The organism is Paraglaciecola sp. (genome assembly GCF_030730205.1).
Classification (GTDB): domain Bacteria; phylum Pseudomonadota; class Gammaproteobacteria; order Enterobacterales; family Alteromonadaceae; genus Paraglaciecola.
The window spans coordinates 1-3,889 of sequence record NZ_JANQVQ010000119.1 but is presented as its reverse complement, the minus strand read 5'-3'; the positions used below and the strand labels follow the sequence as shown (position 1 = coordinate 3,889).

Sequence of the window (3,889 nt, the reverse complement as noted above, 5' to 3'; positions counted from 1 at the left end):
TGTTATTACAAATACAGTTAATTTATGCGAATGAATACAGTGAAATTGGTTTACCCGTTTCCCGTATTTTTACCATGCAAGAGCATGGTGGTAGTGATCAAAATTGGTGCGTTATTCAAGCTAAAAATGGCCTTATGTACGTCGGTACTGGTACTGGCATCACAGAGTGGGACGGAGAACAATGGCAAAAATATTTAACGCCCAATAGTACTCGAGTACGCGCTCTATTACAGTGGCAGGACGGTGGTTTGTATGTCGGAACGATTGATGATTTGGGTGTTTATCGGCCAGATGAACATGGTCGTTTGACCTACACCTCATTAATTTCTGATTGGACGCCCGAGCAACGCCAGTTCGGAGAAATTTGGTCCATCGCCGCGAATAAACACGGCGTGGCTTTTATCAGCAACCAAAATGTGTATTTTTGGGATGGTAATCGTGTACATATTATTAATGAACTGTCGGGCGGCAAACACCGAATTTTTGCTCTTGATGATGGTTTTATGTTTAAAACAGCAAATCAGCCTTTTATTTCTCATCTGAGCATTGATGACTCGTCTGTATCGCTAGCATTTACTCAACGCATCACCGAATATCGCATAGCGCCAGAGGCCTATGTACGTCAGATTTTTTACAACAAAGCGGGAAAGTTGGTGGTGGTAACCGCTAGTCACGGCATATACCAGCAACGGGCGGAGCAATTAACCAAAATACTTAACGCAGAGCAACTGGGTAAAGACGTCCATCTTTATCATGCTATTCAAGCATCAGATGGGTATTACTACTTAGTTTCTTTGCGCAGTGGAATATTTATCCTCAATGAACAACTTGAGCTTTTGCGCCATTATCAAGAAGGAGACAATCTCGGTACAGATAGCTGGTATAGCGTAATAGAAGACGACTACCATGATATTTGGCTGGCCGGAACGCCGAACATTGTAAAGTTTGTGCCTCCGCACAAATACAGTATTTATCGAGTAGGTAATAGCGCCACCATTATTGACCGACTCAGCTCGGTCAATGGCAAAGTTGTCGCAGCGGGTGATGGACTTTTTCAGCTTGAACAACAATCGCAAAGTTTAGCCCCGGCTCGTTTTGAAGCCCTAATAGCCAGCAAAAGCATTAATTTTGATGTACTCGAATACCATGGCTACCTTTTGTATTCAGGTCAAGGTGGTGTATTCGCCCGTCCACTCAACTCGACTGAAGTACAATTTGCTAATATTTTGCCCATCAGTTTGGCATACGCCCTTGCTGTTGATCCTGTCAGCGATACGATATTTGTGACAAGTTATCAGGGCTTATTTCATCTTGAATTAAGGGAAGGGCAGTGGCGCAGCAAACAGATTGAACAGACCCAAGATTCTCTCGAATTTATCGAAATTGAAGAAAGCGGTGTGGTATGGGCTGGCACTCCCAATCAAAAGTTGTATCGCATTGAAAATGCGCAATTTACTGACAAACCGTTAACTATAAGACAGTTTACTGCTGAAAATGGCTTGGCTGCGGGTAATGTCATGCCATTTAAACTCGGCTCAAAACTTGTAATTGGCACTGGTGATGGCGCTATGGTTTACCAGCAAAATAGTCCAGCCAGTTTACAATTTATGTCGACTTTACCTTCGATTTTTACTACTAAAGGCCAAGATATATTTCGACTTTACCAAGACGAAAAGCAACGCCTTTGGTATCGAATTGCACAAGCTACGGGATATATAACACAAACTGATCAGGGCAAGTGGCATCGTCATGATTCACTTTTTAAACCTTTTGCTGCCAATGGATTTAAAGATTTTTTAAGTCGAGGTGACAACACAGTGTGGTTCGCCCAAGGCTCCGGCGAAGTGTATCGCGCCAATATCGAACTGACTGAAAGAGAAGCGCCGTCTGCCCAGTTACATATCCGTAAAGTGCTCTATCTAGACAATAAAATCGAGCTATACGGCGGCCTGCTTGAGCAAGCGAGCTTAGCGCGAATATCCCAGAAAAATAATTCTATTCGTATTTATTTTGCCTTAAGTAATGCAAATATATTAAAGGCCACCGCCTATCGCCATCGGTTATTGGGCAGTGGTCAAGATCGTTGGAGTGACTGGAGTGACGAGCACAATAAGGACTTCACTTTGTTGGCCGGTGGCGACTATGACTTTCAGCTTGAAGCCCGCGATCCCTGGGGTAAAATTTACACATCAAGTCTGCCATTTTCAGTGGCGTATCCTTGGTATTTCAGCCCATTAGCGTGGTTCGTTTATGGAGTGCTGTTATTGATGTTGTTGACCCTTAGTGGCTGGCTGACTCAGCGTTGGCGCACCGCTAGTTTACGCCAGCGTAACTTACTTCTTGAAAACACAGTGGCTCAGCGCACCCAAGAAATTAAACAAAAAGTGGATGAGTTAGAACAGCAACAGGTATTGAAAGAGCGCTTTTTTAACAATGTAAGTCACGAATTTCGTACCCCACTTACTTTGACTATTGCGCCTTTGCAAAGCGTTTTACATGAAAATCCGCTGCTTGATATAGCACTCGCCTCTCCAATCAACACCGCTTTACGAAATGCCAAAAAAATGCTCGATTTGGTCGGGCATATTCTGGATATTAATCGCTTAAATATAGGGCAATTTCCTTTGAGAATTGGTCAATACGATGTGGCTGAATTAATCAACCAAATTGTAATGCGTTTTGAAAATTGGGCAGCAGAGCAGGGGCAAACGTTGTTGGTTGAAAACTGTGAGAACCCCGTCATGGTGTTTTTCGATCGCGACCAATTGGATAAATGTATCGCCAACTTATTGTCAAACGCAATTAAATATAGTGGTGCAAACAGCCATATTACCGTGAGTCTGAAAGAGCAAGCCCATCAAGTCGGTATCGCTGTCAGTGACAACGGTACCGGTATAGATCTTGAGCAGCAAACCCGAATATTTGAACGCTATTTTCAAGGACAAAAGTCCGAACATGTGAGTCAGCCCGGTACGGGTTTGGGCTTGGCATTAGTAAAAGAATTAATTGAACTTCATCATGGCCAAGTCACTCTCGATAGCCAAGTGGATAACGGCTGCTGTTTTACCTTGTGGTTAAAACGTGGTGCTGAGCATTTTAAGCCCACTCAACTAATTGAACACATCGCTATTTTGCCAAGTGTTGCGGCCTTTGGTGACTCTTCCGAGATTCAAACACAATCTTCGTCGCCTAACGAACAGGACGATACCGATATTACTACCGTGTTGGTGGTGGATGATAATATCGAGCTACGTCAATTTATTGCGTTAAAACTATCAGGTTACTACCGTATTATTCAGGCATGTAATGGTGAAGAGGGCCTAGCAAAAGCTAGGGCTCTTTTACCTGATTTGATCATATCAGATGTAATGATGCCTAAAATGGACGGTATTACCATGTTGAGCGAGCTTCGAAAAAATAAATTCACCAACACGATCCCTTTGATTTTACTCAGTGCTAAGGCGGCTAAACGTGATGCCGTTGAGGGCTTGCAATCGGGGGCAGATGACTACTTAACTAAACCTTTCGATACATCGGAACTCATCGCACGTGTCGACGGTTTAATTAAAACACGTAAGATGATCCGCCAAAAACTACAAAGTGAACTGACTGAAGCGAGAATTCAAACAATCGAAGTCAATCCATTTTCACTTAAAATGCGCACAAAAGTCCTCGCACAGTTAACTGACTCCGCGTTTTCTATTGACCAATTAGCTGAGTCAATGGCAATGAGTCGCCGTTCACTAAGTCGTAAGTGTCAGGAAGAATGTCAGCAAACAGTGAGTCAATTCATCACGGAAATACGCATGCAAACTGCACTTAAATTAATCAATGAAAATCAACTTAGTTTAAGTGAAATCGCCTACGGTACTGGTTATGAAAGTTTGTC

1 protein-coding gene is annotated in these 3,889 nt (G+C 43.0%); it reads left to right on the top strand.

Annotation, left to right across the window (positions count from 1 at the left end; all coding sequences use genetic code 11):
• A partial coding sequence (locus tag NWQ57_RS08610; protein WP_306021739.1) for an ATP-binding protein occupies positions 1–3,889 on the top strand: 3,889 nt, incomplete at both ends.